Genomic DNA, 23,007 nt, shown 5'->3' with positions numbered 1-23,007 from the left:
TCAGTCTGACGACGATGTCGACTCGGCGACGACGTAGACCTGCTTGTTGACGAACTCGTCGATGCCGAGCGTGCCGAGTTCGCGGCCGAACCCGGACCGCTTGATGCCGCCGAACGGGATGTCGGGGCCGTCGCCGGACGGGGTGTTGACGTTGACCATGCCGGCTTCGAGGCGGCGGGCCACGGCTTCGGCACGGGCGGTGTCAGCGCTGAAGACCGACGCCCCCAGGCCGAAATCCGTGGAGTTGGCCAGCGCGACAGCCTCTTCCGCATCGGCGACGCGGTAGACCACGGCGACCGGGCCGAACAGTTCCTCGGTGTAGGCCCGCATCCCGGGGGTCACGCCGGTGAGCACGGCCGGGGTGAAGTACGCCTTCGGCTCCTCGGCCAGCACGCCGCCGGTGTGCAGCGTCGCACCCTTGTCGACCGCGTCGTCGACCTGGGCGGCCAGGTTCTCGGCCGCTGCCCGCGACGACAGCGGCGCGATCTGGTCACCGGTGAAAGCCTCTGCCGCGGCGACCAACTCGGTGACGAAGTCGTCGTAGATGGTGTCGAGGACGATGATGCGCTTGTTGGAGTTACACGCCTGTCCCATGTTGTGCATGCGGAAGTTCCAGGCGGTGCGGGCCAGTTCCTTCGGGTCGCCGTCGAGCACGATGAACGGGTCCGAGCCGCCCAGCTCGAGCACGCATTTCTTCAGGGACTGCCCGGCCAAGCCCGCGACGGCCGCACCGGCACGCTCGGATCCGGTGACCGAAACTCCCTGCACACGCGGATCGGCGATGATCGTCGCCACCTGATCGAACGTCGCGAACAGGTTGGTGTACACGCCTTCGGGCACGCCGGCGTCGCGCATCAACTCGGCGAAGGCCAGCGCGCACTGGGGAACCGACTCGGCGTGCTTGAGCAGCATGGTGTTGCCCAGCACCAGGTTCGGAGCCGCGAAACGCGCGATCTGGTAGACCGGGAAATTCCACGGCATGACGCCGAGAAGCACACCCACCGGTTGCCGCCGGATCACCGCCTGCCCGCCGGTGAACGTCGGAATCGGTTCATCGGCGAGCAGGCCGGCGCCACGGTCGGCGTAGAACTCGAAGATCGATGCGGAGAACCGGGTCTCCCCGGCGCCTTGACCGCGTTTCTTGCCCATCTCCAACTGTGCCAACTTCGCGAAGTCGTCGGCACGTTCGCGCAGGAGCTTTCCCACCGTCCGCACGACGTCGGTGCGTTCGTCCAGAGGCGTTGAGCGCCAAGAACGGAACGCCTCATCGGCCGCGGCGATCGCCGCAAAGACCTGATCGTCGGTGGTGGTGTCGAACTCTGCGAGAACGTTGCCGGTGGCCGGGTTGGTGCTCCGGTACGGCGGCTGGGCGGTGGCGGTCAAGACATCTCTTTCGATCGTGAGCGAGCGGGCGGGCGGGCGGCGCGCCTACTTTGTCGGAATGGCGTCGGAGTAGGGCGCCGTGCTGCGGTCGTGCAGGGGGTGGACGGCCATGTAGACCAGGCCGGTCACCACGACCACGGCCGCGGACAGCGCGACGATCCAGTTGTCGAACCAGGGTGCGTCGGGAGTGCGGGGCCACGCCATGTTCACCATGGCGGTGATGCCGTAGACCAGCGCCGCGATGTTGACCGGCACACCCCACCTGCCCAGCGTGTACTTGCCCGACGGCACCCAGCCCCTGAGGCGGGCACGCAGCGCGGCCAGCACGACCATCTGGAAGCCCAGGTAGATCCCGAAGGCGGCGAAGCTGATGATCTTGGTGATCGCGTCGGTGGAGACCTTCGACCCGATGATGATCACGGCGGGCACGATGGCGGCCAGGATCAGCGCGTAAGGCGGGACGTGGCGAGAAGCCGAGAACTTCTTGAGCAGGCTGCTGCCCATGATCATGCCGTCACGGCCGTACGAGTAGGCCAGGCGGCTCGCGGCGGCCTGCAGGCTCATCGCGCAGGACAAGAACGACAGCAGCACGATCACCAGGATGACCTTGGAGCCGATCGGACCGAACGCCTCGGTGAGCACGGTGCTGACCGGGTCGACGTCCTCGCCGGCGATCACCGCGGGAATGTCGGCCACCGCGAGAACCAGCGACAGGCACACGAAAGTGGCTGCGGCACCGCCGATGTAGATGGTGCGGCGCATGGCCTTGGGGATCAGGCGACCCGGATCGCGCACTTCCTCGGCGACATCGCCGCAGGCCTCGAAACCGTAGTACTGGTAGACGCCGATCAGCGCCGCGGCCGCGAAGGCCCACAGGTAGCTGCCGTCGCCGCCTGCGCCGAAGCTGTCGAAGATGACGCCGAGGTTGTGCTCGCGGTGCGCGATCAGCAGCCAGCCACCGACCACCAGGGCACCGATGATCTCGGCGGTGAAACCGATGATCGCTGCTTTCGCAAGCACTTTCGTGCCCATGAAGTTGATGATCGTGGCCAGGGCGAGCAACACCAGCGCGAACGCGATGGTGTTGTTCACGGTGGCCTCGATGCCGAACGTGGCGGCGATGAACGGGCCGGAACCGTAGGTCACCGACGCGATCGTCACCAGCAGGGCCACGAGGTACACCCACCCGGTCATCCAGGCGTATTTGCGTCCCCACAGCCGGCGTGCCCACGGGTACACCCCGCCCGCCACCGGGAACTGGGCCACGACCTCGCTGAACACCAACGCGACCAGCAGCTGGCCGACGCCGACGATCACGAGGCTCCAGATCATCGGCGGGCCGCCGGTGGCCAGCGCGTAGGCGAACAGTGTGTAGATACCGACGACCGGGGACAGGTAGGTGAAACCGAGCGAGAAGTTGGCCCAGGGGCTCATATCCCGCTTGAACTCGGATTTGTAGCCGAGCTTGTCCAGATGCGCGGCGTCCGAATCGGACGCGTGAGCCCCTTCCGAGGGACTGACAGGGGACTTGGAAATAGACATCAGCCTGCTTTCTGCTGGAGGTGCTGCGCCAAGTGAGCGAAAAACTACAGTCCTATTGTTTATCCGGCAATAGGAACGGCAGAATTCGTCGCAAATCGGGTAGATTGCCGACATCTCCAGACGCCACTTCGGCGAATCGGTCCCCGCCGGGATCGCCCACCTGTATCTCGGAAGGAGAACCGCCGGTGTCGCTGTCGCCGCTCGTCGCGCCCGAGGCTCCCGTGGGTCGCGCCGACGAGATCGTGCAGCGCATCACCGAGGCCATCCATCTGGGTCTGCTGGATGACGGTGAACGCCTGCCGGTGGAGGTCGACCTGGCCGCGCAGTTCGGCGTCGCCCCGATGACCGTGCGCGAGGCGCTCGCGACGCTGCGTGAACTCGAGCTGGTGGAGACCCGCCGCGGGCGCAGCGGTGGGTCGTTCGTCCGCAGGCCCGCAGGGCCGCCGGTCGAGAAGCTGACCGCCCGGCTTGCCGCCATGAGCGCCTCTGACCTGCGAGATCTGTTCGACGAGCACACCGCGATCGCCGGTCAGGCCGCCCGATTGGCCGCCGAGCGGGCCGCGCCGTCGACCGTGCGGCGGTTGTTCGCGCTGACCGATCAACTCGACACCGCGACGTCGCTGCGTGACCGGATCCGGGCCGACAGCCGGTTCCACATCCAGGTCGCGGTCGCCGCCCAGTCGGCTCGCCTGGCGCGCCGCGAGGCGAACCTGCAGGCCGAGGTGTCGGGCCTGATCTGGTTACCGATCGGGCCACCCATCGATGTGGCCGCCTATGTGGAGGAGAAGCACGCGATCTCTGCTGCCATTGCTGCCGAAAACGCACAGGAGGCCCGCCAGTTGGCCGAGGCTCATGTGATGGGGCAGCTCGCGCGGCTGACCCAGATCAACCTGGATCTCACGACGAAGGAGGCCGGCCGATGAGTGGAGATCAGCTGGCCGAGCTCTTGGCCAAGGAAGCCTCGGACGCGCTCGAGCCGCTGTTCGGGCTGCTCGAGAGCATCCGTGAGGACGTGCTCGCCATCAGGCCGCCGCGCGCGCCGCTGACCGAGGCGCACTTCAGTGGGCTGCAGCGCCGGCTCGCCGACGTGTTGCAGGGCCGCCACGACGTATGGGGCATGGGGTTCATCGCCGCACCGTTCGTGGTCGAGGGCAAGGAGCGCTATCTGGCCTGGTGGCAGCGTCGCGGCGACGACCGGGTGGCCCGGCTACGGCTCAACTTCGACCCGACCAGCGTGGACGTGTACGACTACCTGCAGATGGACTTCTACCAGCTGGCGCAGCGTGGCCAGGCCCGCGTGGCCTACGGCCCGTATGTCGACTACAGCGGTTCGGACATGTACACCATCACGGCCACGGTCCCCGTGGTTGCCGACGAGGTGTTCCTGGGCATCGCGGGTGCCGACCTGGTGGTCGGCGAGGTCGAGCGCAACCTGCTCGCGGTCCTGCGTCAGACCGCGCGCGACGCCGTCGTGGTCAATACCGAGCGGCGCGTTCTGGCCGCGAACACGCCGCGGTGGTTCGTCGGGTCGAGGCTGCCGCAGATGCCGGAGCAGAGCGCGAATCCGGGTCCCGACGAGTTCCGTGAGGTGGCCGAAATGCCGCTGGGGACCGGCTGGGTCGTTGCAATCGCATGATTTCTACCGGTGAGTAACGCAGTTCTAACAGGCGTAATGGAGCCTTAACAAAAACCCCGAAAATTGACAGTTGTCGACCTATTGACTTTAACAATCTACTTCTAGAGTATTTAGTGACCGTTCGGTCGCGAACCCTTGGAGGTAGCACTGATGTCGTCGACCACCCTCGACTCAGTCCCCAGTTTTGATGTCACGGACCCGGCATTCTCGATCACCTCGGACGAGGTCCACGAAGCCCGCGAGAAGAGCTGGTACGCAACGACGCCCTACGGGCTGGCTGTATTGCGCTACGAGCAGGTCAACCGCCTGATCAAGCACCCCAAACTGCGCCAGGGCAGCGCCGCGTGGCCTGCGCACAACGGCGTCACGGAGGGCCCGTTCGCCGAGTGGTTCGCCAGCTGGATCCTCAACAAGGAAGGCGAGGAACACCACCGGCTGCGCCGGCTCATGAACCCCGCGTTCTCGCCCAAGCTGATCGGGTCGCTGGTGCCCCGATTCCAGGCGCTGGCAAACGAACTCATCGACAACTTCGCCGAACCCGATCGTTGCGAGTTCGTCAGCGAGTTCGCCGAACCGTACGCGGCGCGGGTCATCGCGATCATGCTCGGCCTGCCCGAAGAGGAGTGGAAGGTCATCTCGACCGAGTCCGCGACCATCGGCCTGGCCCTGGGCGTCACGCTGCGCGAGGACCTGCCCAAGATCGAGGCCGCCGTGCAGCGGTTGTACGAGTACAGCGACGAGTTGATCGCGGACCGCCGGGCCAACCCGCGCGACGACTTCATGACCACGCTGGTCAATGCGTCGCGTCCGGACGACGGCAGGCTCAGCGACAAAGAGCTGCGAGATGCCATCCTGCTGCTGATATTCGGGGGCTTCGACACCACCCGCAACCAGCTGGGCCTGGCGATGCAGACGTTCATGAAGCATCCGGACCAGTGGCGTCTGCTCGGCGAGCGTCCCGATCTCGGCGGCAAGGCCGTCGAGGAGGTCATGCGCGTCAACCCCACCGTGCGGTGGGTGACCCGCGAGGTGGTCGAGGACTTCGAGTACGAAGGCGTGACGCTGAAGGCCGGCACCACCGTGCACCTGTACAGCGAGTCGGCAGGCACCGACCCGCGCGTGTTCGAGCCGGGCTTCGACATCACCGCAGAACGCAAGCCGCACTTCGGTTTCGGCGGTGGGGTCCACCACTGCCTCGGCCACTTCGTGGCCCGCTCGGACATGAGCGAGGCGCTGCCGCTGCTGGCCCGCCGCCTGCGCGACCCGCATGAGTTGCCCGGCGCCACTTGGCTGCCCGACTCGGGCAACACCGGACCCAACACACTGCCGATCGGTTTCACCCCGGCCCCCTGAACGAGCCCCCTGAACGCTCCAACAGCCCAACCCAAAGGATTGATCATGCGAGTCTCCGTTGATCTCAACCGCTGTCAGGACCACGGCCAGTGCGTCATCGCCGCCCCCTCGGTGTTCTCGATGACCGACGACGGCGTCCTCGAATACATCAGCACGCCTTCGGAATCCGAGCGGTTCGCGGTCGAGGAGGCCGCTGACGTCTGCCCGCTCCAGGCCATCACGATCGAGGACTGATCACCATGACCATCACACCCCTTGACGCGCACCGGCAGGCCAACGCCACGAGCCCCGACCTCGCTGCCGTACTCGAGACCATCGCCGAACGGGGAGTCGAGTTCGTCTACTTCCAGGCCGTCACCATCACGGGCCGGGTCGTGGGCAAGGTCGCTCCCGCCAAGCACTTCGAACGCCTCGCCGTCAGGGGTGTGCAGCAGCACCAGACCGCGGTGGCCAACCTGCAGGGCACCCGCGAGGGTGTGCTGCTCGCCGGTGGCGTGAACGCCCCTGAGTACACCGCGATCCCGGATCTGGAGACCTTCGCGGTGCTGCCGTGGGACACCAGTTTCGCGCGAGTGTTCTGCCGGTTGTACGAACCCGATCACCTGGCCGAACGTGCAGGCGCCGAATTCGCCTGTGACTCCCGCGGGCTGCTGCGGCGCCTGCACGCCGGTTTCACCGACCGCACGGGTCTGGAGCTGCGCACCGGCTGCGAGCCCGAGATGACCTGGCAGGGTGAGGGTTTGGAAGCGCAGTTCCGCCCCGGGTCAAGCCCCGCCTATCACATCGAGCATCTCGAGCGGAACCGTCCGATCGTCAAGAAGGTCGTCGAGTACGCCCAGGCGCTCGGCCTCGACATGATCGAGGGCGACTACGAGGACGAGTTCCAGGTCGAACTGAACTTCATGTACGACCGGGCCGATCTCACCGCCGACCGCCTGACCACCTACCGGCAGATCTGCAAGCAGGTGGCACGCGAGCTCGGCATCCAGGCGAGCTTCATGCCCAAGCCCGCCACCGGAATGATGGGGAACGGTTGCCACCACAACTTCAGCCTGTGGCGCGACGGTGTCAACGTGCTCGCCGAACCCGGCGTCACCGAGTTGCACCTGTCCGAACTCGGCCAGCACGCGCTCGGCGGCCTGCTCGCGCACTCGGCCGGCGCCATGCTGATCAACGGCTCCACGGTGAACTCGTACAAACGGTACTGGGACGCAGGACAATTCGCGCCGTCACGCATCAACTGGGGCCTGGACAACAAGACCTGCACCGTGCGGTTGTCGGCTGTCGGCCGCCTCGAGTACAAGCTGCCCGACGCCGCGGTCAACCCCTACCTGTCGCACGCCGTGATCCTCGCGGCCTGCGAGGACGGCATGAAGAACGAGATCGATCCGGGTGCGCCGACCCAGGGCTCGTCCTACGACGCGCTCGTCGACACCCGGTTCCCCGCACTGCCGTTGACGCTCGGCGAGGCCATCGAGGCGTTCCGTGCCGACGAGGTGCTCACGCAGGCGCTCGGACCGGACCTCTCCTCGCTGCTCATCGACTTCCACGCCGACGAGTGGGCCAGGTTCTGTGGATATGTGACCGACTGGGAACGCGAAATGTATTGGAGCGACGCACCGTGACCGAGACGACCACCCGTGCCCCCTTGCGGCTCGCCTGCCTCGACGCCGAGGCCCCGCCGCTGTTCTCGCTGTGGACCCCCGAGAACGGACGCACGGGATACGAGCCCGGCGTGGCCGAGGCGCTCGGCGCCGAACTCGGCAGGTCCGTCGAATGGGTGCGTGTGCCCTGGGTCGACATGATCCCCGCCGTGCAGCGCGGTGACGCCGACGCCGTGTTGTGCGGCCAGGGCATCACCCCCGAACGGCAGGCGCAGGTGGACTTCACCAGGCCCTACGCGATCTTCCACGAGGGCGTGCTGATCCGCCGGGGCACTGGGATCAAGAGCCCCGAGGACCTCGTGGGCCGCAAGGTCGCCGCGATCGAGAACAGCACCAACATGAAGCTCGCGGAGACCTTCACGGGCGCCATCCCGGTGCCGTTCGGCGCCGGTTCGGACGACGTGTACGCCGACATGCTGGCGGCGCTGCTGGCCGAGGAGGTCGACGCCGTGGTCGACGACGACGTGGTCTTCGTGCCGCTGGGTGCGACGCACCCCGACTACGAGCTCGCCTTCACGGTCAAGACCGCCAACAAGTGGGGCATCGCGGTGTCCAAGGACCGGCCGGACACCCTCGCCGAGATCGACGGTGCGCTCGAACGTCTGATCTCCTCGGGACGTCTGCGTGACGTCTGGAAGGAATGGCTGCCGACCCTCGACTACCCCTTCGGCGAGTGAACCGCCCGCTGATCGCGGTCCCGGGCCGGCGGGCCGAGAGCGTGCCGATCCTGCGGTTCTCGGCGACGCTGGCCGCCGAGGCCATCTGCGAGGCGGTGTGGGCCGCCGGCGGCGAGCCCGTCATCCTGCACGGGCCCGCCGCCGACCCGCTCGCCGAACTGCCGCAACGCCTCGCGGCGTTCGACGGCGCACTTCTGCCCGGCGGCGCCGACGTCGAACCGTGCCGGTACGGCGCCGACCCGGCGCCGCAGACCAAGGACACCGTCGCGTTCCAGGACGACTTCGACCTGGGCCTGACCCGCGCGGTGCTCGAGCTGGACCTGCCGACCCTGGCGATCTGCCGCGGATTGCAGGTGCTCAACGTGGCGCTCGGCGGCACCCTGGTACAGCACATCACCGAGACCACCACGGCGCACCACAACGCCATCCACCCGGTGTGGGTGGTCACCGGGTCGCGGCTGCACTCGATCGTGGGCACCGAGACCGTCGACGTGTCGTCATACCACCACCAGGCCATCGACCGCCTGGGCGCAGATCTCACGGTGACGGCCGTCGCCGCCGACGGGGTGATCGAGGCCGTCGAGCACCGGCGGGCCGATATCCTTGCCGTGCAGTGGCATCCCGAGGACCGGCACGCCACAGCTGACAGCGACGCGGCCCTGTTCGCCGACCTGGTGGACCGGGCCCGCAAGAGAAAGGAATCGCGATGACCATTCGGGTACGTCGTGAAGACGTGATCCCGAACCCGTGCGAGCCCACGTCGGTGCGTGCGCACGTGTGCGTGGTGGCCTCGTTGAACTTTCCGGGCATCAACGAGCACGACGCCGGACTGGTCAGGCGGTTCACCCGCACCGCGCTTGCCACCCTGGTCTCACTCGGCGCGTCGTTCGAGCTCTGGGACACCACGCAACCGCTGGAGAACCCCGAGGCCGCAGCGGATTTCGACGGTCTGCTGCTGCTGGGCGGCGGCGATGTCGACGGGTCGTGTTACGGCTCCTGCGAACCCATCCCGAACTCCTACGGTGTCGATCTGCGTGCCGACCGCGACGCGTTCGCCGTGATCGCCGCGGCCGAGGCCGCCGGTCGCCCGATCTTTGGGATCTGCCGGGGATCGCAGTTGCTCAACGTCGCGCGCGGCGGGTCGCTCATAGGTGACATCGTCGACTACAAGCTGCACCACGGCGGACCCGGTGAACCGGTGTTCGTCGACGAACCGATCGACGTCGTGCCCGGTACCCGGCTGCGGTCGATCCTGGGCACCGACCGCGTGATCGGCCGCAACGGCCACCACCAGGCTGTCGACCGCCTGGGCCGCGGCCTGGTCGTGGCGGCCCGCGCACTCGACGGCATCACCGAGGGCGTCGAGGATCCCGACCGCTTCTATCTGGGCGTGCAGTGGCATCCCGAGGACACCGACGGTCCCGAGGCCGACCGGATGCGGTTGTTCGGCGCGTTCGTCGGCGCGGCCGAACAGGCCCGCCAGTCACGGGCGTTGGCGGCGGCGCCGGCGGAGTGATCACCGCGCGCGGGCTGGCACAGGTCGAGTCGCTCGGCCTGTCGCTGCTGGCCGGCGCGCAGGGCGCGGACCGGGAGATCGCCTGGGCCCACGCCAACGAGTTGCGCGATCCCACACCGTATCTGGCGGGTGGCGAGCTCGTCATGACCACCGGCATCAACATCGGTGCCGGAGCCGGCGAACAACGCGACTACGTCGCACGGCTGTCGGCGGCGGGCATCGCGGCGCTCGCCGTCGACACCGGCACCACGCTGCAGGAGGTGCCCGCGGCCGTGCTGGCCGCAGGCGACGAACTGGGGCTGCCGGTGCTCGAGGTGCCTGCCTCGACACCGTTCATCGCGATCGCCCGCGTGGTGATCGACGCCGTCAAGGCCGACGAACTGAGCGCCGTGCAGCGCATGGTCGATCAACAGCAGGTGCTGGCGCGGGCCACACTGCGCGGCGGCATCCCCGCGGTCGTCAACGCTCTCGCCGAATGCCTCTCCGCGACAGTCGTCGTCGCCGACATCGAGGGCCGCATCCTGGCCACCCGTGGTGCGGCCGACCAGCGATTGGTCGAGGTGCTGGAGGCGTCACGGCGCGCCGGTGCGCGTGCGCAGGCCGGCGTGGTCGCCGACGCGGATGGTTATGTCACCGTGCAGACCCTGCGCGCCGCACAGCCCGTGCGCGGGCATCTCGCGGTGCGCACCGAGCAGCCGATGTCCAACTCGCAGCGGTTGCTCGTCGCGCACGCCGTATCGCTCATCTCGATCGAACTGGAGAAACCCGCGCGGGTGGTCGACGCCGAGGACCGGCTGCGCTCCGCCGTCACCCGCGACATCCTCTCGGGCACCGGCACCACCGACAGTGCGGTGTTGCGGTACTTGGGTTTTCAGCCCGACGACGAGGTGGTCGTCCTGCTGCTCACTGGGTTCACGCCGCTGTTGACGGCGCAGGACGATCTGGGGCAGCGCCTCGCACCGGCCGGGTCGTACCTGATGACCAGCACGGGCGACGAGTTCGCGATCATCGTGCACGCAGCCCGGCGCAGGCGCGTCTATGCCGCGGTCGAGGAGTTCGGACGTGTCACCGGGCGCACCGTCAGAGGCGGGGCCAGCCAGCCGGTGCGCCTCGCCGATGCGGTCGTCGGGGCCGAGCAGGCCAGGATCGCAGCGCATTCCAACTCCCGGCGCAACATCACCGAGTTCACCGAGGTCAAGGTGTTCGGCACGTTGCTTGGCGGGCGCAGCACCGCGGAACTGCGTGTGCTCGCCCAACCCATCGAGCCTCTGCTCGCAGGAGGCGACGAACTGATCGACGCGCTGACGGCGTTCCTGCGCCACAACGGTCAGCTCGAGGCCGCCGCGAGTGAACTCCAGATCCATCGCCACACCATGCGAAACCGGATGCGGCGCATCAGTGATCTGCTCGCCGACGACCTCGGCACGGCCGACACCCGTGCCCAGCTGTGGCTCGCGATCCGCGCGTGGCAACTGCTGGTGAGCCGCGAACGGCCCGGCCTCAGCTGAGCGGAGGCGGGCTGTTGCGGTAGGTCACCGGGGTCGCCGACAGCGTGATCGGGTTGGCGACCTGCGGAGTCGGACCGTCGGGCATCTGCACCACGGCCTCGATGCCAAGTTCCTCGGCGAACGCGAACGCCTCCGACAGGTCGTTGATGGGTCCCGCGGGCACCCCGACCGCGGTCAGTTCGTGATACCAGTGGTCGGCGCCCTTGGCCTTGAGCGCGGCCTCGATCAAGGGACACAGCACGTCCCGGTGGGCCACCCGCTGCGGGTTGGTCGAGAACCGCGGGTCGTCGGCGAGGTCGGGACTGCCGATCACCGCGGCGAACGCCCGGAACTGCTTGTCGTTGCCCACCGCGATCGCGATGGGCCGGTCGGCGGTGTCGAAGGTCTGGTACGGCGTGATGCTCGGATGCCGGTTGCCCATGATGCCCGGCACCACACCGGCGCCCAGATAACCCGACGCCTGGTTGACCATCGACGACAGCAGCACCGAGAACAGGTTGGTGTCGACCCGCTGGCCCTCGCCCGTGCGGTCGCGGTGCGCCAGGGCGACCAGGATGCCGCTGAGCGCATGCATACCGGCCAGCACATCCACCAGTGCCACACCGGCTTTGGTGGGATCGCCCGGTTCGGTGCCGGTGACGCTCATGAGACCGCCGACGGCCTGCACCAGCAGGTCGTAGCCCGGCAGGGCGGCCCCGCCGCCGTGGCCGAATCCCGTGATCGAGCAGTAGATGACGTCGGGGCGGATCGCGCGGACGTCGTCGTAGCCGAGGCCGAGTTTCTCCATCGTGCCCGGTCGGAAGTTCTCGACCACGATGTCGGCGCGGCGGATCAGCTCACGCGCCTGCTCGCGTCCTTCCGTGCTGCCCAGGTCCAGTGCGACCGAGCGTTTGTTGCGGTTGACCGAGTTGAAATACGTTGCCACGCCGGTCGAGTCGTACGGAGGGCCCCACTGTCGGGTGTCGTCCCCGGTGCCCGGCCGCTCGATCTTGATGACCTCGGCGCCGAAGTCCGCGAGCATCATCGTCGCGTACGGCCCGGCCAACACGCGGCTGAAGTCCGCGACGACGACGCCCTCGAGTGCGGCCGCGCTCATACGCCCGGCCGCCCGCCCCGCAGGTACACGGTGGTGGTGTGGGTGAAGAAATCCCGTGCCGCGGCCCCCTGTTCCTTGGGGCCCAGACCGCTCTTCTTGTCGCCACCGAACGGCACATGCGGATCGGCGCCGGCGGACTCGGAGTTGACGTGCAGCACACCGACGTCGATCTGCTCCATGGCCTGCAGCACCCGGGTCACATCCTGCGTGAAAATCGCCGCGGACAGGCCGAACTCGCTGTCGTTGGCGAGCTCGAACGCCTCGTCGGCGTCGGCCGCGCGGCGGACCGCCAGCACCGGTCCGAACAGTTCCTCGCTCCACACCTTGGCCGGGGAACCGTCGAGTTCCAGCACGGTCGGGGCGATGAAGTACCCCTCGGCGAGCGGGCCTTCGGTGTAGGGCCGCCCACCGGCGAGCACCGTGGCGCCCTGTGCGACGGCAGTGTCGATCCCGGCCAGGATCGACGCGCGGGACGCGTCGGTGATCACCGGACCCATCTCGGTGGCGTCGTCGGTGGGGTCGCCGACCCGCAGTGCGCGGGCCCGTTCGACCAGTGCCTCGGTGAACTTGTCGGCGATGCCGTCGGTGACGATCAAACGGGATGTGGCGGTGCACTTCTGGCCGGTCGACCGGAACGCACCCAGCATCACCTGTTCGACGGCCACGTCCAGGTCGGCGTCGTCGAGCACCACGGCGGCGTTCTTGCCGCCCATCTCGGCCTGCATCGGGATGCCGCACGTCGCGGCCACGGACGCGAGACGACGGCCCACCGCGGTGGATCCGGTGAACGTCAGACCGTCGATGCGGGGATGGTCGACGATCGCGGTTCCGGTCTCGGAGTCACCGATCACCAGATTCAGCGCACCCGCGGGCAGACCGGCCTCGGTGAGTGCCTGCGCGAAGCGGATCGCCAGCACCGGAACGGTGCTCGCGGGCTTCCACACCACGGTGTTGCCGTACACCAGGGCAGGCGCGATCTTCCACGCCGGAATGGCGATGGGGAAGTTGAACGGGGTGATGACGCCGACCACACCGAGTGGCTTGCGGGTCACCAGGATCTGTTCGCCGGCACGGGGTGACGAGAAGATCTCGCCTGCCTGCCGGTCGCCCTCGTTGCCGTAGTACCGCAGGATCTGTGCGGCGCGCTTGACCTCACCGATGCCCTCGGCCTTGGTCTTGCCCTCTTCGGTGGCCAGTTCCAGACCCCAGGCCTGGGCGTTGCGGTCGACGATCTGCGCGGCGGCCAGCAGCACCGCACCACGCTGGTGCGTCGGGGTGGCCGCCCATGCACGGAACGCCTCGGCGGCGGCCGCGACCGCGGTGTCGACCTGCGCGGTGGTCGCGTTGTGTCCCTCGGCCACGATGTCGCCCGGGTGGGCCGGGTTGACGCTGACGACGACGTCGCCCGCACCGGCCACCCACTCGCCCGCAACAAGGTGGTTGATGGTCACCGGGGTCATGCGCGGAACGCCGCCTTTCCGGTGAGCGCCTTGCCGATGGACAGCAGATGCATCTCGGAGGTGCCCTCGTAGGTGAGCACCGACTCCAGGTTGTTGGCGTGACGCAGCGGCGAGTACTCGAGCGTGATCCCGCTGCCGCCCAACAGGGTCCGGCACTCGCGGGCGATCGCGATGGCCTCGCGGACATTGTTGAGCTTGCCCAGGCTGATCTGCTCGGGGCGCACACCCTCGGCGTCCTTGATGCGGCCCAGGTGGATGGCCAGCAGCATGCCCTTGCCCAGCTCGACGGTCATGTTGGCCAGCTTCTCCTGCGTCAGCTGGTAATTCGACAGCGGCTTGTCGAACACCTCGCGTGACTGCGTGTAGGCGATCGTGGTCTCCAGGCTGTCGCGTGCGGCGCCCAGCGCGCCGAACACGATGCCGAACCGGGCCTCGTTGAGGCACGACAGCGGAGCCGAGAGGCCCTCGGCCAGCGGCAGCTGGGCCGACGCGGGCAGGCGCACGTTGTCGAGCACCAGTTCGGAGGTCACCGAGGCGCGCAGCGAGAGCTTGCGGTGGATCGCGTTGGCGGTGAATCCCGGTGTGTCGGTGGGAACCAGGAAGCCGCGGATGCCGTCGTCGGTCTGCGCCCACACCGTGGCGACGTCAGCCAGGTTGCCGTTGGTGATCCACATCTTGGTGCCGTTGAGGATCCAGTCGCTGCCGTCGCGGCGCGCACGGGTGCGCATACCGGCAGGGTTGGAGCCGAAGTCGGGTTCGGTCAGACCGAAGCAGCCGACGGCGTCGCCCGCGGCAAGGCGGGGCAGCCACTCGTTCTTCTGCTCTTCGGACCCGTAGCGGTAGATCGAGAACATCGACAGCGAACCCTGCACTGACACGAAGCTGCGGAAGCCGCTGTCGCCTGCCTCGAGTTCCATGCAGGCCAGGCCGTAGCTCACGGCGTTGGTGCCCGCGCAGCCGTAACCCTGCAGGTGCATGCCCAGCACACCGAGATTGCCGAACTCCTTAGCGAGTTCGCGTGGGAGAGTGGCCGATTCGAACCAGCCCTCGATGTTGGGCTTCAGCCGGGTGTCGACGAACTGTCGCACGGTTGCGGCGATGTCGCGCTCGTCCTGGTCGAGCAGGCGGTCGGTGTCGAACAGCTCGAGCGGGGCGTAGGTGGACTTCTTCGTGGGTGCGGTGAGGGTCATGGTGAGCTCCTGGTGATTTCTAGAGGGCGGCGAAGCCGTCGCGGATGACGCCGAAGGCGTCGACGAGCAGTTCGTCGGTGATGGTCAGCGGCGGCAGGAAACGCAGGACGTTGCCGAAAGTGCCTGCCGTCAAGGTCAGTACACCGTTGTCGTGGCAGTGCTTGGCCAGCGCGGCGACGGCTTCCTTGTTGGGTTCGCGCGTGCCGGGCTTGATCAGCTCGACGGCGATCATGGCGCCGCGGCCGCGAATTTCGCCGATGAGGCCGGTGGTGGAGGCGATGCTGCGCAGTTCTGCCACGATCACCTCGCCGATGGCGCGGGCGCGCTCGATCAGGCCGTTCTGCTCGATCTCGTCGAACACGCCGAGCGCCGCGGCGCACGCGACGGGGTTGCCCGCGTAGGTGCCGCCGATGCCGCCCGCGTGCGCGGCGTCCATGATCTCGGCGCGGCCGGTGACCGCCGCCAGCGGCAGGCCGCCGCCCAGGCCCTTGGCGGTGGTGATGAGGTCGGGGACCAGGTCCTCGTGCTCGCACGCGAACCACGCGCCGGTGCGCGCGATACCGGTCTGCACCTCGTCGGCCACCACCAGGATGCCGCGCTCACGGCAGAAGTCGGCGACCTTCTGCAGGAACCCCTCGGCGGGAACGATGAAGCCGCCCTCGCCCTGGATGGGTTCGACCACGACGCAGGCCACCTGATCTGCGCCGATCTGCGCGTCGATCAGGGTGGTGAACAGGTCGAACGCCTCGGCCGCGCAGTTTTCGGGCCCCGACGGCCACCGGTAGGGATAGGCCATGGGCGCGCGGTAGACCTCGGGGGCGAACGGACCGAACCCGTGCTTGTAGGGCTGGTTCTTGGCCGTCATGGTCATGGTGAGCAGCGACCGGCCGTGGAAGGCGTGGTCGAACACCACGACCGCGTCGCGACCGGTGTGGGCGCGTGCGTACTTGACGGCGTTTTCCACGGCCTCGGCGCCCGTGCTGAACAGCGCGGTGCGCTTCTGGTGATCGCCCGGGGTCAGGGCATTGAGACGCTCGGCGACCTCGATGTACGGCTCGTAGGGCACGTTCAGGAAGCACGTGTGCGTGTACTGCGCGAGTTGGCTGCCCGCGCGCGAGACGACCGCAGGTGCGGCGTTGCCGACCGTGGTGACCGCGATGCCGCTGCCCAGATCGATGAACGAATTGCCGTCGACGTCCACGACCACGCCGCCGCCTGCGGCGGCGATGTAGACCCCCGCCCCGCTCGCCAGGCCGGCCGGGAGCGCGGCGTTGCGGCGTTCGGCCAGGTCACGGGACCGTGGGCCGGGGATTTCGGTCAGGATCCGGCGGGCCTGCTGCAGATCGGGTCCGCCCGTCAACGTGGCTGTCATGACACGAAGCCTATGGAAGCGAGCAGCCTCACGCGCATCTCCGCGATGGACAACCGTCGGCCTGGACGTGTACACCGCGTCCATGAAGGAACAAGTACACCCCGCCTGCTACGCCGCCACGACTACCGCGTGGACATCGCGGGCAGCTTCGGCGTCAGCCAGTACCTGCACTTCTACACCGACGTCGAGGGTCTGAGGTGGCCCACCGCGCGGCGGGCGTACCTGCGCACCGACGACGGGATCATCCACCGCGACCGGCTGCTGGTGTCGTTGGACTTCTCGGAGTTCCGGCTGTCGACAGCCGAAGATTCGTCTGCCTGACGACCTCGGTGAGGTCGGTGTAGGGCTCGTCCCAGGGATCCTTGAGCCCGAACCCGCGATGTGGATTCTCCAGCCAACCGCACCAGTGCCAGCCCAGGCACCACCGCCGCGCGGTGAACGCCTCGGCCGCCGCGGCGTAGCCGGCGCCGCGGTCACGCTGGTCGCTCGCCCAGCCCGTGCGGTCCGGGCGCATCACCGTCGGGCACCAGTTGCCGGTGTCGGCGATCAGCACGGGCCTGCCGGTCCGCACATGCCAGCGCTCGATGATCTCCAGCGCGGCGTGGAGCCGATCGGCACCCGGCCCCGGAAAAGTCTGCACCGACAGCACGTCGACGTAGGGCGCCGCGGCGTCGAGTACCGCGTCGGGCACCGGATGCCGGGTGCCGTAGCGATCCCCCAGGATCAGATGGTGCGGATCGTGCCTGCGAATGGCCTCGGTGGCGGTGCGGTAGTAGGCGTCGGCTATCGCCACGAGCTCATCGGGCGGGTACCCGGCGCCTGTGGGATGGCGGCCCCAGCACGGTACGTCGACCAGGAAGTACCCCAGTAGGTTCGGGTCGTCGGGACGGCACGTGATCCTGGCGAGGTGGTCACACCACTGCGCGAACGCGGGCCCACGCGGGTCCCGGTACGCCGGATGGCCGTTCCAGTGCTCGATCTCGGCGACCCGCAGCGACAGTGTGTACGGGATCCCGAGCGCGGCCACGTCGTCGGCGGGAAGCCCTTCGGAGTGGCCGAGGTCGACGGCACCTCCGTCGGTGGCCAGCCCGGAACCGCTGACGTACTCCGATGTCCAGCCGAGCGTGTTGAACCCCCACGACGTCATCTCCGGCACCAGGCCCTCCCGCAGCCAGCGTCGCCGCGATGCCCCGTATCGCGCCGTGAAGATGCCCATGTTGTGCGGGTAGCGCAGATTGGTGTCGTCGGCGTGGACGACGCCGATCGACAGGAACGGATCACCGTCGGGGCCACGGAACCGCCATCGTCCCGCCGAGTGGTCCAGCGTGAACCTCACGCGGAGTGTTCTCGCAAATAGCGGACCATCCCGATGACATCAGCCGGCACCAACCGGCCGATCGCGCCGCTCGAGTAGACACTGACCGTGACGCGCCCGGCAGGATCGAGGACGAACCCCGTCGACTGCAGGTGCAACGGTTCGGCGTTGACGAAGGCGCCGGTCTGTTCGGCGACCGTGCGGGCGTCGGCGCTGTGCCCGACCGGGAACCGCAGTCCGTGCTCGGCGATCAGTTTCGCGGTGGTGGCCTCGTGGTCGACCGACATCGCCACCACGTCGATCAGGTTCTCGCGCAGTTTGTCCGTGGCATGGTCGAAGGCACGTAGCTGGGCGACACAGTAGGGGCACCACGCGCCGCGGAAGAAAAGCACCACTCCGAAGCGGTCTTCGAAGTGGTCAGGCAGGTCGATGGCCGGGGCCGCAGGTGGCGTCACACGAAGGTGCGGGAACTTCTTGCCGGGATGTAGCAGGCTCATACACATTGGTGCCCTGCCGGACGGGTCTTCTTACGGCGAAAGTTTTCGGGTCACACGGTAAGACCGGGCCGCGTCGGGGGGCACGAACCATGCGAGAGGGTGCCTCGTTGATTCCGACGACGACGATTGTGAGGAGCTTGGGTGGACGCCGAGTCCCGCGAGTGGTTGCGGCTTCTCGACGCCGGCGCATGCCCTGCTGACCGCAGGACCGCGATCGAGCGCCTGCACGAGAGGCTGTTGCGGGTGGCCCGACGCGAAGTGCACCGGCGTCACACCGCCATCACGGGCAGCGAACTCGACGACATCGCCCAGCAGGCCGCGTCCGACGCGACACTGTCGATCCTCGGCAAGCTCGACAGCTTCCGCGGCGAGAGTCGCTTCACCACGTGGGCGTACAAGTTCGTCATCCTCGAAGTCGCACACAAGATCGGCCGCCACCACTGGTGTCATCCGCCCGTGGCGCTCGACACCGAGGACTGGAACCGGCTGCCCGAGCGCTTCGGCATCGATCCGAGCGAGCACGCCGAGGCCGCCGAGTTGTCCGCGGCGATCAAGCGCGCTGTCGAGGCAACCCTGACCGAGCGGCAGCGGCAGATGTTCGTGCCATCGTCATCCAGGGCACACCGCTGGACGCTCTGGTCGTCAAACTCGGTGTGAGCCGGAACGCGATCTACAAAACGATTTTCGACGCGCGACGTAAGATCCGCGAATTCCTCGTCACCAACGAGTATCTGACCAACCACGTGGCATTGGAACGACCGTGACCGAATGGACCCGAATTCAGCGGTTTCTCACGACCGATCCGCGCGACGTCGGTTGCGATGAGGCGATGGAGGTTCTGCACATCTACGCCGAACTGCCGGTTGGCCTACGCGCCCACCGGTATCCGGGGGTCGCTGCGCATCTGTGTGCGTGTGGCCCGTGCGCGGAGGACTTCGACGGACTGCTGGCCGCCATCGCTGCCGAAGACGCCGGAGTCGAAGGAGCTGATCGATGACCATCACCGCCGCGGACCGTGTGCTCGCAGATCGCATCACCACAACCGGGCAGATGATCTGCCGGTACGGCCTGGTGATCGTGCTCGCCTGGATCGGGGTGGGCAAGTACGTGAAGATGGAGAGCCGCGTGCTCATCGAGCACAGCCCGCTGATGAGCTGGCTGTACGACTTCCTCAGCGTCACCGCGGTCGCGTACTGCCTGGGCACCGCTGAGATCGTCGCCGCGATTCTCATTGCTGCGCGCCCGTTTTCGGCACGTGCGACGGTGATCGGCAGCGCGATGGCCATCGTGCTGTTCCTCGGCACGCTGAGCTTCCTGTTCACCACCCCCGGCGTCATCGCGACCCATGCGGGTCCGATTCCGGTGCTGTCCGGGATGCCGGGGCAGTTCCTGCTCAAAGACCTTGTGCTGATCGGGGTCTCGGTGTGGAGCCTCGGAGAGGCCCTGCATGCCCGCGCGCAGTGAAGGCCGCTACCGACGTGGCGGGGGCGCCACCAACTGCGATGCCACCGGTTCCCACACCCTGACGCCCGAGGCGTCGGTGACGACCCGGCCGAACGGTTGATCACCGAAATGGAACGCGAATCCGACGGTGTCAGGCCGGTCGAGCTCGGTGAGCAGGCGAAGCCGGGCGCGTAGGACACTCCCGTCGTCCGGGTCCACCGACGACAGCCAGTGCAGATGTGAGAGCTGGGCCGGCGTATGGAACGCGTCGCCGAACACGACGAGTCGCTGACCGGCGGCCGAGGTGACGACGTAGGAGGTGTGGCCCGGCGTATGACCACCTGTGACGACCGCGTGCACACCCGGCACGACCTGCTCCCCGTCCTGGACGGTCACGACGTCGTGCTCGCCACCGGCCAGTCGCGTGATGGCGTCCCACGGTGCCGTCGGATCGTCATTGCGCTCGGCGGTGCCGTACGGCGCGAGTTCGTCGGCCGCCACCACGTAACGCGCGTTGGGAAAGGTTTTGGTGCCATCGGTGAATGCCCAACCGGCATGGTCGAAATGCAGGTGCGTGAACGCCACCACGTCGATGTCGCCGGGTGGCACGCCGAGCGCCCCGAGCACGTCGATCAGCGAGCCGCAGTCGACGCCGCCGAACGACAGTGTTTCGGTCATCCGGCCGACGCCCGCGTCGATCAGCACTGTGGACCCGGCGATCTCGACCAGAAGACCACCGGCGCTCATCAACAGCTCCCCGCCGGCGGTCACCAGCTCCGTCCAGGCGTCGGCGGGGACTGCGGGGAAGAAGACCTCGGGGCGCAGGGCGATCACACCGTCCACGACGTAGGTGACGGTGATGTCGTCGAACGTCAGGCTCCGGACGGCGGCACGGTCCCCGCCGTTGCCGATGGTGTTCTGCTCGAGTGGCGGCATGGTTCCTCCTGCGGCACGTGGTGCGGTGTTCTCTCGAAACGTTTCTCGAACGTTTTGTGAAACGTGGTGAACGGGAGTAATTCGCATGCCGTTGTCGATATAGAGGTATGTCGAACGTTGTATGTCAGGGGGCGCGATGTCCACGCTGCTGCAGCTGAGGGCCTTCGTGGCGGTTGTGGAGACCGGTAGCTTCACCTCGGCCAGCCGCGAACTGGGGCTGTCGCAGCCTGCCGTGAGTCGTGCGGTCGCCGCGCTGGAGAAGGAGCTGGCGCTGCCATTGCTGGTCCGCGAGCGCGGCGGCGTATCGCTGACCGAGGCGGGTGAGCTCGCATTGGGGCATGCCAGGGAAGCCGTCAGCCATCTCACCGCGATGCGCAAAGATGTTGCGGCGCTGGCCGGATCGCTCACCGGAACCCTGACCCTGGCCAGCCTGCCGAGCGTGACCGGGACGCTGGTCGCGCCGCACGTGCGGGAATTCCGGGAGCGTCATCCGGCGGTCGCGGTCCGGCTTCTCGAGGGCAGTGAGGAGGAGGTGCGGGACTGGCTCGACCGGGGCGCCGCCGAAGCCGGTGTGGTGAGTCTGCCCGTCAAGGGCCTCCAATCCGCGGTGCTGGGTGACCAGGACATGGTCGCCGTGGTCCCGGCGGACAGCAGGCTCGCCGGGTGGGACGTGGTCGATTACGTCGAACTCGCCAAAGAGCCGTTCGTCCGGTCGACGGGCGGGTGCGCCGATGCCTTCACACCGGTCGCGCAGAGCATCGGTGTCGACTTCGACGTGGCATTCGAGGCGCGTGGCCTCTCGGCCGTGCTGGAGATCGTGCGGGCGGGACTGGGCGTGAGCATCCTGCCGAGTGCAGGTCTGCCCGATCTGCCCGACGGGGTCGTGATCAGGCCGCTGACACCGACGACGGTGCGGAACCTGGGTGTGGCCGTCTCGGCGAGTGCCTCAGCGCCCGCGCGGGCGTTCCTGCAGCAGATCGCCGAACTCGGGTTGTGAGAGCTCGAGAAGCTGATCGGGTGTGGACGAATCGTGGACGCTGGACGCGGCCACCACGATGTCATAGGCGTGGGTGGGCTCGGTGTAGGGCGGAACGACCAGCAACCTGAGTTCGCCGAGATCCGGACCTTGCAAGGTCACGACGTGCGGTGACGGCGAACTGCCGTCGAGCACCACGTCGTCGGCCGGTTGAGTTCCGGCTTCCGACCAGTCGCCCGCGTGATACCGGACGCGCTCGATCGTGCCGGAGCGGGTCCTGATCGCCGCGAGGAGAGGCGAAAGCTCGGTGCCCAACACGGTCGAGCGCGGCCACCAGGCTCCCTGCACGAAACCGCACCGTTGATGTGCCGGCTTCAGGCGCAGTCGCAGCGTCCCGGTTCCGCGAGAGCGCCGCAGATATCTGGAGATGGTGTGTCGTCGGATGGTGGCGGTCACGTGGTCCCTCCCTTCAGGCCCACCCCCTGGGCCTGCCTCGAGCTTGCAGACAATGTCGGCCGGTCACGCCGTGAATTGACGAAAACCGACCAGCAGAATTTGTCGGATCCCGACAAAGCCGAGCGGTCAGGGACGGCTGGCGTAACCGTCGCCGTGGTCGATGAAGGCGTCGAGACCGTGCTGCCACCGGTTGAACCGGACCCGGTCGCAGGATTTCCGGGTCAGCACCAGAACCGTGAGCGTGGCACCGGCCAAGCCGAACAGGATGAGCACCGAGAGCGTGATCGCATCTGCGGCCGCACTCGACGCCGGTGGCGGCGCGGGAGCCCACGCACCTGACCGGTCGACCCAGATCTGCACGGTGTCACCGACCGAGACGTTCGGCGAGGCCGGAACGACGCCGGTGTGCTCGGTGCCGTCGACCAACCAGCGCCCGGTCACGGTGTGGGTGTTGGCAAAGGCGTCGCCGGCGTCGGTGGAGATGTCGACCACCGTGGCCTCCACCGGGGTGCGGCTGGCGGCGGCCTGGGCATTGTGCTGGCTGCGGGCATCGTGGACCGCGGTGCCGATTGCACCGACGACGGGAACGGCGAGCACCGCCACCACGACGACCAGGCAGAAGATCAGGGCCTCGACGCGATCGACGGCGCGTACGAGTGGATCCCGTCCCCGCAAACGCACGAGCGCAGGCCACCTCGGCATGCGGAGCGCGAAGGTGGTGAGTTCTGGATCGTCGGCCAACCACGAGGTCGTCCTACCCTCGTGGTCGGTGCCATGGGGGCGCACTGTTCCCTCCTTCCCTTGGTCGTCTCTTTCCATGGTGCCTCGTCAGCAAAGACGATGATTGGGCAACGCCGACAACGGTGCGACAGATGTTTGTCGGGCTGGCACAGGTCGACAAGGAGTACCCGCTGTGCGGTCGGTGGGAACATCGAGAGCCAGGGACCGCATCACCAATTCCTTTCGAGTTCCTGTCAGGCGACAGCC

The 23,007-nt window shown here is 67.9% G+C and carries 25 protein-coding genes; 14 read left to right on the top strand and 11 right to left on the bottom strand.

The genetic code is table 11. The annotated features are described in order from the left end of the window. Both AT701_RS32765 and AT701_RS32760 read right to left on the bottom strand, forming a co-directional pair. A complete protein-coding gene (locus tag AT701_RS32765; RefSeq protein WP_058127375.1) occupies positions 1 to 1,383 on the bottom strand; it encodes an NAD-dependent succinate-semialdehyde dehydrogenase in 1,383 nt (460 codons plus the stop codon). Positions 1,384 to 1,428: 45 nt separating this feature from the next. After that, positions 1,429 to 2,925, bottom strand: coding sequence for an APC family permease (locus AT701_RS32760; RefSeq protein WP_003898097.1), 1,497 nt, complete (start codon positions 2,923 to 2,925; stop codon positions 1,429 to 1,431). Positions 2,926 to 3,110: 185 nt separating this feature from the next. Between AT701_RS32760 and AT701_RS32755 the strand changes: the two genes are divergently transcribed. The 9 genes from AT701_RS32755 to AT701_RS32715 all read left to right on the top strand — a co-directional run bounded on the left by AT701_RS32755 (position 3,111) and on the right by AT701_RS32715 (position 11,279). Next, positions 3,111 to 3,848, top strand: a complete 738-nt coding sequence (locus tag AT701_RS32755; protein WP_003898096.1) for a FadR/GntR family transcriptional regulator — start codon at positions 3,111 to 3,113, stop codon at positions 3,846 to 3,848. Then, positions 3,845 to 4,561 carry a PDC sensor domain-containing protein gene (locus AT701_RS32750; RefSeq protein ID WP_058127374.1) on the top strand — a complete coding sequence of 239 codons (717 nt, stop codon included), beginning with the start codon at positions 3,845 to 3,847 and terminating at the stop codon, positions 4,559 to 4,561. Before AT701_RS32755 ends, AT701_RS32750 begins: the two co-directional genes overlap by 4 nt. Positions 4,562 to 4,711: 150 nt before the next feature. Further along, positions 4,712 to 5,914 (top strand): cytochrome P450, encoded by a 1,203-nt coding sequence (locus AT701_RS32745; protein ID WP_011731466.1) that lies wholly within the window; start codon positions 4,712 to 4,714, stop codon positions 5,912 to 5,914. Positions 5,915 to 5,959: 45 nt separating this feature from the next. Beyond that, complete coding sequence (locus AT701_RS32740) at positions 5,960 to 6,148, top strand: ferredoxin (protein WP_003898093.1); 189 nt, start codon at positions 5,960 to 5,962, stop codon at positions 6,146 to 6,148. A gap of 5 nt (positions 6,149 to 6,153) precedes the next feature. Further along, positions 6,154 to 7,539 carry a glutamine synthetase family protein gene (locus AT701_RS32735; RefSeq protein WP_058127373.1) on the top strand — a complete coding sequence of 462 codons (1,386 nt, stop codon included), beginning with the start codon at positions 6,154 to 6,156 and terminating at the stop codon, positions 7,537 to 7,539. After that, positions 7,536 to 8,255, top strand: coding sequence for an ABC transporter substrate-binding protein (locus tag AT701_RS32730; RefSeq protein ID WP_058127372.1), 720 nt, complete (start codon positions 7,536 to 7,538; stop codon positions 8,253 to 8,255). Before AT701_RS32735 ends, AT701_RS32730 begins: the two co-directional genes overlap by 4 nt. Continuing rightward, a complete protein-coding gene (locus AT701_RS32725) occupies positions 8,252 to 8,965 on the top strand; it encodes a gamma-glutamyl-gamma-aminobutyrate hydrolase family protein (protein ID WP_197668915.1) in 714 nt (237 codons plus the stop codon). Before AT701_RS32730 ends, AT701_RS32725 begins: the two co-directional genes overlap by 4 nt. Next, complete coding sequence (locus tag AT701_RS32720) at positions 8,962 to 9,771, top strand: gamma-glutamyl-gamma-aminobutyrate hydrolase family protein (RefSeq protein ID WP_058127370.1); 810 nt, start codon at positions 8,962 to 8,964, stop codon at positions 9,769 to 9,771. Before AT701_RS32725 ends, AT701_RS32720 begins: the two co-directional genes overlap by 4 nt. Continuing rightward, positions 9,768 to 11,279, top strand: coding sequence for a PucR family transcriptional regulator (locus AT701_RS32715; RefSeq protein WP_058127369.1), 1,512 nt, complete (start codon positions 9,768 to 9,770; stop codon positions 11,277 to 11,279). Before AT701_RS32720 ends, AT701_RS32715 begins: the two co-directional genes overlap by 4 nt. Here the strand turns inward: AT701_RS32715 and AT701_RS32710 are convergent. From AT701_RS32710 to gabT, 4 genes are read right to left on the bottom strand one after another with little or no spacing between them, the layout of a single operon-like run. Further along, a complete protein-coding gene (locus tag AT701_RS32710; RefSeq protein ID WP_058127368.1) occupies positions 11,272 to 12,375 on the bottom strand; it encodes a CaiB/BaiF CoA transferase family protein in 1,104 nt (367 codons plus the stop codon). The two genes, AT701_RS32715 and AT701_RS32710, sit on opposite strands and share 8 nt — an antisense overlap. Further along, positions 12,372 to 13,835, bottom strand: a complete 1,464-nt coding sequence (locus tag AT701_RS32705) for an aldehyde dehydrogenase family protein (RefSeq protein ID WP_058127367.1) — start codon at positions 13,833 to 13,835, stop codon at positions 12,372 to 12,374. The genes AT701_RS32710 and AT701_RS32705 overlap by 4 nt, the downstream gene beginning before the upstream one ends. Continuing rightward, positions 13,832 to 15,025: an acyl-CoA dehydrogenase family protein gene (locus AT701_RS32700; protein ID WP_058127366.1), complete on the bottom strand. Its 1,194-nt coding sequence runs from the start codon at positions 15,023 to 15,025 to the stop codon at positions 13,832 to 13,834. The genes AT701_RS32705 and AT701_RS32700 overlap by 4 nt, the downstream gene beginning before the upstream one ends. Before the next feature lie 19 nt (positions 15,026 to 15,044). Further along, a complete protein-coding gene (gene gabT / locus AT701_RS32695; RefSeq protein WP_058127365.1) occupies positions 15,045 to 16,397 on the bottom strand; it encodes a 4-aminobutyrate--2-oxoglutarate transaminase in 1,353 nt (450 codons plus the stop codon). 12 nt (positions 16,398 to 16,409) lie between these two features. Here gabT and AT701_RS34985 point away from each other — a divergent pair, with 12 nt between their 5' ends. Continuing rightward, complete coding sequence (locus tag AT701_RS34985; protein WP_157892610.1) at positions 16,410 to 16,718, top strand: hypothetical protein; 309 nt, start codon at positions 16,410 to 16,412, stop codon at positions 16,716 to 16,718. On the opposite strand, the gene AT701_RS32690 is transcribed toward AT701_RS34985, so the two are convergent. Next, entirely contained in the window at positions 16,639 to 17,733 is a 1,095-nt protein-coding gene (locus AT701_RS32690; protein ID WP_058127364.1) for a hypothetical protein, read from the bottom strand. The genes AT701_RS34985 and AT701_RS32690 overlap by 80 nt on opposite strands. After that, positions 17,730 to 18,209, bottom strand: a complete 480-nt coding sequence (locus tag AT701_RS32685) for a peroxiredoxin family protein (RefSeq protein ID WP_058127363.1) — start codon at positions 18,207 to 18,209, stop codon at positions 17,730 to 17,732. Before AT701_RS32685 ends, AT701_RS32690 begins: the two co-directional genes overlap by 4 nt. A 141-nt stretch (positions 18,210 to 18,350) precedes the next feature. Between AT701_RS32685 and AT701_RS32680 the strand changes: the two genes are divergently transcribed. From AT701_RS32680 to AT701_RS32670, 3 genes are all read left to right on the top strand, one after another. Continuing rightward, positions 18,351 to 18,866: an RNA polymerase sigma factor gene (locus tag AT701_RS32680; RefSeq protein ID WP_223495932.1), complete on the top strand. Its 516-nt coding sequence runs from the start codon at positions 18,351 to 18,353 to the stop codon at positions 18,864 to 18,866. Positions 18,867 to 18,969: 103 nt separating this feature from the next. Beyond that, the gene (locus AT701_RS32675; RefSeq protein ID WP_011731457.1) at positions 18,970 to 19,206 is read left to right on the top strand and encodes a hypothetical protein; all 237 of its coding nucleotides are present in this window, start codon (positions 18,970 to 18,972) and stop codon (positions 19,204 to 19,206) included. Next, complete coding sequence (locus tag AT701_RS32670) at positions 19,203 to 19,673, top strand: DUF417 family protein (RefSeq protein WP_081319645.1); 471 nt, start codon at positions 19,203 to 19,205, stop codon at positions 19,671 to 19,673. The genes AT701_RS32675 and AT701_RS32670 overlap by 4 nt, the downstream gene beginning before the upstream one ends. A 6-nt stretch (positions 19,674 to 19,679) precedes the next feature. On the opposite strand, the gene AT701_RS32665 is transcribed toward AT701_RS32670, so the two are convergent. Continuing rightward, positions 19,680 to 20,588: an MBL fold metallo-hydrolase gene (locus AT701_RS32665; RefSeq protein WP_058127362.1), complete on the bottom strand. Its 909-nt coding sequence runs from the start codon at positions 20,586 to 20,588 to the stop codon at positions 19,680 to 19,682. A 136-nt stretch (positions 20,589 to 20,724) separates the two neighbouring features. On the opposite strand from AT701_RS32665, the gene AT701_RS32660 reads away from it, so the two are divergent. Next, positions 20,725 to 21,585 (top strand): LysR family transcriptional regulator, encoded by an 861-nt coding sequence (locus AT701_RS32660; protein ID WP_058127361.1) that lies wholly within the window; start codon positions 20,725 to 20,727, stop codon positions 21,583 to 21,585. Here AT701_RS32660 and AT701_RS32655 read toward each other — a convergent pair. Together AT701_RS32655 and AT701_RS32650 are read right to left on the bottom strand one after the other, a co-directional pair. Further along, positions 21,535 to 22,020: a DUF5994 family protein gene (locus AT701_RS32655; RefSeq protein ID WP_058127360.1), complete on the bottom strand. Its 486-nt coding sequence runs from the start codon at positions 22,018 to 22,020 to the stop codon at positions 21,535 to 21,537. The two genes, AT701_RS32660 and AT701_RS32655, sit on opposite strands and share 51 nt — an antisense overlap. Before the next feature lie 126 nt (positions 22,021 to 22,146). Then, the gene (locus AT701_RS32650; RefSeq protein WP_223495930.1) at positions 22,147 to 22,806 is read right to left on the bottom strand and encodes an Rv1733c family protein; all 660 of its coding nucleotides are present in this window, start codon (positions 22,804 to 22,806) and stop codon (positions 22,147 to 22,149) included. Positions 22,807 to 23,007 lie beyond the last annotated feature (201 nt).

Source organism: Mycolicibacterium smegmatis (assembly GCF_001457595.1).
GTDB lineage: Bacteria > Actinomycetota > Actinomycetes > Mycobacteriales > Mycobacteriaceae > Mycobacterium > Mycobacterium smegmatis.
The sequence above is the reverse complement of the archived record's forward strand: the minus strand, read 5'-3'. Positions and strand labels throughout refer to the sequence as shown.